The organism is Flavobacterium sp. 28YEA47A (assembly GCF_041262125.1).
In the GTDB taxonomy this organism is placed as follows: Bacteria; Bacteroidota; Bacteroidia; order Flavobacteriales; family Flavobacteriaceae; genus Flavobacterium.
The window spans coordinates 1-5,603 of sequence record NZ_JBGCCI010000019.1; the positions used below are offsets into that span (position 1 = coordinate 1).

At 52.2% G+C, this 5,603-nt stretch carries 3 protein-coding genes; all 3 read left to right on the forward strand.

Annotated features, from left to right (window positions below; translation table 11 throughout):
• Positions 1 to 255: T9SS type A sorting domain-containing protein (locus ABH942_RS16555; protein ID WP_370033942.1), on the forward strand; the 255-nt coding region annotated here is incomplete at its 5' end.
• 12 nt (positions 256 to 267) lie between these two features.
• Positions 268 to 3,192 carry a hypothetical protein gene (locus tag ABH942_RS16560; protein ID WP_370033944.1) on the forward strand — a complete coding sequence of 975 codons (2,925 nt, stop codon included), beginning with the start codon at positions 268 to 270 and terminating at the stop codon, positions 3,190 to 3,192.
• Between the two features lie 12 nt (positions 3,193 to 3,204).
• On the forward strand, positions 3,205 to 5,603 hold a 2,399-nt coding region (locus tag ABH942_RS16565; RefSeq protein WP_370033946.1), incomplete at its 3' end, for a DUF6443 domain-containing protein.

The window sequence follows — 5,603 nt, forward strand, 5'->3', positions numbered from 1 at the left end:
GAAAAGAAAAACCCTATCGAGGCCTATCCCAACCCTACCCTGCACTACACCAACGTGCTGGTAGGCTACGAATTCCAAAAGGGAAGCGCCACCGTTTACGACCTTTCCGGAAGGCAATTGCAGCACTTCGACATTACGGACAGAACCGTGCCGGTTGACCTGGGGGGCATGCCCGAAGGGATTTATATCATAGAGATACGCACCAACGTGCAGAACGACTCGGTGAAGGTCGTAAAGGCCATTAACAAACAATAAAATACACTACACATGAAAAAAATATATGCACTTTTGGTATTACTGACAGCCAGCCCTTTTGCAATGGCACAGGTATCGTCCGCAACGGAATACGGACCTCAGACAGTCGCGAATACGGCCGCCGCCATGTTCAGGTTTGACGACCTGCCGGTCAGCCTCCATACCGGAATACCCGACATAAGCATACCGCTGCTCTCATTACCCACGCGCAGCAAGGACATAAGCCTGAACCTGGCAATGGCCTACCATCCGAGCAGCATATCCATTGGAGGTGTCGTGAATGACGACATCAGGCAGCCCGGATGGTCGATAGGCAGGGGAGGCACCATCACAAAGACCGTCGAAGATGCCTGGTTCAATTACAAAAACGAACAGAGCAATCCCAACGACGACACCCGATATTTCAGCGACCGCTACCAGTTCAGCTTCATGGGCCATTCCGGTATCTTCTATGTTATCAAGACCGCCAACAACGAGCTGGTCCCTTCCCTATTTTCGGGGAAGGGAGAAACCCTAAAGGTTACCCTGGATTACGATCCGGTAAACTTCAAGATCAATTCCTTTATCATATTTGATTCGAGGGAATACAAGTATGTCTTTGACATCGTGGATAGGGATGTTGAGGTTGCAAATAATGTGTATGTCAAAAATACTCCTAAGGGCTACAGCCTTTCTGCCATTTATGACAAAAACGGCAACAAGCTTCTCAGCTTCGCCTATCTGGAAATGAAAACCCCTTTGGCAATACAAAAACAATCGATTGTCAACAAGCTGACATCTATCCAGGCAGAAGGCTTCGGAAAAGTGCAATTTGCCTATTCAACGGGCAACAACACCGTCTACGACCCATCCAGAGAACTTATGCTGATAAATGAGATGACCCTTACCGATCCCAATTCCAATACTGTCAAGAGAATCGACCTCAGGCAATGGGACAGGCTGACTTTCCGCGATGCGGCGCAGGCAAAAGGCGAGGAATACCGGTTCAGCTACAGTGACGGCACCTACGGGTACGAATACGAGGCACTGGACGGACGGTTAGGTAACGACAGGTTCGGATACCCGACCTTTATCCCTTCCGAAATGTATGAGTACAGCCAGCAGCTGACAGATTATGCCGTCAATCCCAAGTTCTGTACCAGGAATGTGCTGGAAAAAATCCTGCTGCCTACCGGGGGATCCATACTCTACGAATACGAATCCAACACCTATTCCTACTTCCAGGGAGTCTCAATTTCTGAAAACTATGTCCCGGGAACAGGCTATGTGGAAGAGCCGGAGAGCTACTACACCTACTATGTGGGAGAAGCCGTGTATCCCTACAACCATATCGTGGAGGAGCTCTATAGGGGAAGGATACCCAACTCTTCCGGCTTTGCCATCAGCGGCACGGCGCCCATGGAGGTCTGCATATTCATCAAGCCGTACGAATATTTCAGCGATCTCAGCAATACCTGGGTCGAGCCTACAGTTACCATGAACGGATTCCCTCCGTCCAATACATCCGTTGCATTCCAGAATACCCATAATTCTGAAAACTTTGGCTACGGAAGGAGCTATATCCTGCCCCCGAGCCGCTATTATTTCATACAGCTGGGAGATGTATCCCAGAACCACATCCCTAAGAGCGCCTATAGGGTAATCCGCTCCATACGCAAGAATCCCGACATCAAGAAATGGAAATACGGCGGTGGGATACGCATTAAGAGGATAGCGCATTTTAATGAGGACGTCCCTGCCGACCTTTTCAGGGGGAAAGACCAGATGCAATACCCGGAGTATACTCCCGTAAAGGAAACCTACTATTCCTACAGCCTGTTTGGTGAGCCCAACAGAAGCAGCGGAAACCTGGTGGCAGACAACGGGCGCGATTTTCAAAAAAAATACGGCCACCTGGAATTCGTGAGCTACCGCAACGTGACGGTAACCGACAGCGGAAACAACGGGAAGACCGAATACACCTTTACCACCTCAGCCGACTATCCTGCACTTGGCCTTGATACCGGCTCTTACATGAGCCTGTCGCAGGATTTCAGGAGGGGGCTGCTAAAAAACAGGAAGGACTACGACAGGAACAATGTGCTGGTTAAAAATACCGACTACACCTATCGTTTTTATGACGCGGCACGTTGGCAGAGCTATTATATGGACAGGAGCGTCGTGGACAGGACCGCCAAGGTAAGGACGGCCAGCGAGACCGAAACGCTCTACCAACCCGGCTCTGCCCCTATCGTGCAGCAGACAGGCTTCGCCTACCATCGTGATGCCAACCGCGCCCTGGAATCAAAACAGACCACGGCTTCCGAAGGGGAAACGCTAAAAACGGCCTATACCTATCTTACCCGCAACGCGCCGCTGGCAGAACAGCGATTTTCCGAAATCGAAAAGACGGAAAACTATAAGAACGGGAACCTGGTAGCGACTGCCAAGACAGACTATTCCAACACATGGCCAGGAAACGTGTCCTGGATGCCTGCCACAATTTCCACCTCCACAACCAACAAGACGCTGGCTGTCAAGGCCAAATTCAACCGCTATGACGAGTTCGGAAACATACTGGAAATCGAGCAGCCCAACGGGATGAAGACCAGCTATGTGTGGGGCTATAACAATACCCAGATGGTGGCAAAGATAGAGAACATGGCCTACGGAAGCATCCCCCAAAGCCTGATAGGGGCAGTACAGGGCTATTCGGACAGCGCAACATACAATGAGGCTTCCCTTCTGTCTGCCCTGGAAGACCTGCGTATCACCGCAACGGCCTCCGGAGCCATGATGACGGGATATTCCTATAAGCCGCTGGTCGGGGTATCCGCAACCATAGACCCGAAAGGCAAAAGGACCTACTACCAATATGACTCCTTCGGGAGACCCAAGTCCGTGAAGGACAAGGACGGCAACACCCTGACCGAGAACCAATACAATTACAGACCCTAATCCATGACGGCCATGACATTACGCAATACATACAAGATAATAAGGGCATGCCTGCTGCTGGCCATCGCGCCTCTAGCGGCAACAGCACAGACCGCCACGCAGAACTATACCACCTCCACCACCTACCGGGAAGCAGGCAGCGGAAGGCCGGCCGTATCGGTTACCTACTATGACGGGCTCGGGCGCCCCATACAGCAGCGCGCCCACAAGATGTCCGGCTCGGGAAAGGATATCGTCACCCATATCGAATATGACGCATCGGGAAGGCAGGCAAGGGAATTCCTGCCTTTCGTGAGCCCTTCCGCAACGCTCGACTACAATACCGCAGCCGCAACGGACGTGATGTCCTTTTACGGATCGCCAAGCCTTTCGCTGACAGGAAACCCGGCCTTTGAGGCGACAGGAAATCCCTACACCGAAAAGATTTTCGAGGCTTCTCCCTTGGGACGCGTGCTCGGGCAGGCCGCTCCCGGAAATGCATGGAAGATGCCAGCCTCCGCTGCCGATCCCGACCATACCGTACGCACCGAATACCTTGCCAATTCCGCAGCAGATGCCGTAAGGCTCTACAGGGCCGCAAACGGCGCCTACTCGGCAGGCTTCTATCCCGTGACGCTCTCCCAGCAGGGAACCTATCAGGCCGGATCGCTATACAAGACGGTACTTAAGGATGAGAACTGGACAGCCGGGAACAGCCATACGGTGCAGGAGTTCAAGAACAAACAAGGAAAACTTGTGCTGAAAAGGGTCTGGGGCTCCTCCATCGTAAACGGAACTCCGGCCGAAAGCTGGCACGATACCTATTATGTCTATGACGATTTCGGAAACCTCGCCTTCGTGCTGCCTCCCCTCTCCGACGGGAGCGCCAGCCAGGCAGACCTGGACGGGCTCTGCTACCAATACCGCTATGACGAGCACAACAGGCTCGTGGAAAAGAAACTTCCCGGAAAACAGTGGGAGTTTATCGTCTATGACAGCCTTGACCGTGTCATTGCCACAGGCCCGGCCCTATCGCCCTTCAAGGACATGGCAGGAAGCATCGGGTGGCTCTTTACCAAGTACGATGTCTTTGGCCGGGTGGCCTATACAGGATGGATGCAGGCTGCCGTGAGCAGTACGGACAGGAACAGCCTGCAGGCGGCACGCAACGCACAGGTTTCAAACCTGAGCGAAGCCAAGGCTGAATCCGACAATACCGTAAACGGGGTGGTATTCCGCTATACCAGTACCGCATGGCCTACCGGAAACGGATGGCATGTGTTGAGCGTGAATTATTATGACAGCTACGCCTTCCCCGGAGCGCCTTCGGGTTTTTCAGACGTGGAAGCACAGCCAGTATACTATAACCTTACCGTCAAACCGAAAGGGCTGGCCACAGGATCATGGACAAGGGTTCCGGAAGCCTCTACCGCCACCGCAGGGGAAACCTCCTACATCCTTTATGACTACAAGGACAGGCCGATACGTGTCCGCACGAAGAACTTCCTTGGCGGATATACCCAGACAGATTCAAAGCTTGACTTTTCTGGAAAAATACTCTACACGGTAACCCAGCACAAGCGCATCGACGCCAATACGGCATTGACTGTAAGGGAAGATTTTACCTATACAGACCAGGACCGACTCCTCTCGCGGACCCATAAGGTCAATAGCAATCCGGCAGAACTGCTGTCCCTGAATAACTATGACGAACTGGGGCAGCTTATATCCAAAAAAGTCGGCAGTACCGACCTCACGGGAAGCACTCCGTTGCAAAAAGTAGACTATGCCTATACCGTACGCGGTTGGCTCAAAGGGATCAACGATATGGGAGCGCTGGCAAAGCCTGGAGACCCGGAAGACCTGTTCGCCTTCAGGCTCTATTACGAGTCTCCGATAGCCGCCCAACCGCTATATAACGGAAACATTGCGGAAACGGGATGGAAAACCGCAAGTGACAATAAGTTTAGGAGATACAACTATACCTACGATGCCATGAACAGGCTCACAAATGCCGTCTACATAAAGGAGACCCTAATGACCGGATCCTACAATGAGTCAATACGCTATGACAAGAACGGAAATATCATCTATCTGGAACGCAACGGAGGGCTGGATTCTGATTTGGGACCCTATGTCCAGATCGATGACCTTGTCTATGCCTACGACCCGCTCTCCAAGAACAGGCTGCTGCATGTGGAAGACGGTTCCGGTGACCCGCAAGGATTCAATCAGGCCAATGCACCCGGCCCCTCGTTCGCCTACGATAACTTCGGCAATATGACCGCAGACAAGAACAAGGCCATCACCGACATACGCTACAACCACCTGAACCTTCCCTCAAGGGTATTTTTCGGTTCGGAAATACGAAAAATTGAGTATCTTTATACCGCTGGCGGGAAAAAAGTCAGGAAGGCTGTCAGCAGCAGGAA

Coding starts and splice junctions, on each gene's coding strand:
- ABH942_RS16560 (WP_370033944.1), top strand. CDS start 268: ATGAAAAAAATATATGCACTTTTGGTATTACTGACAGCCAGCCCTTTT.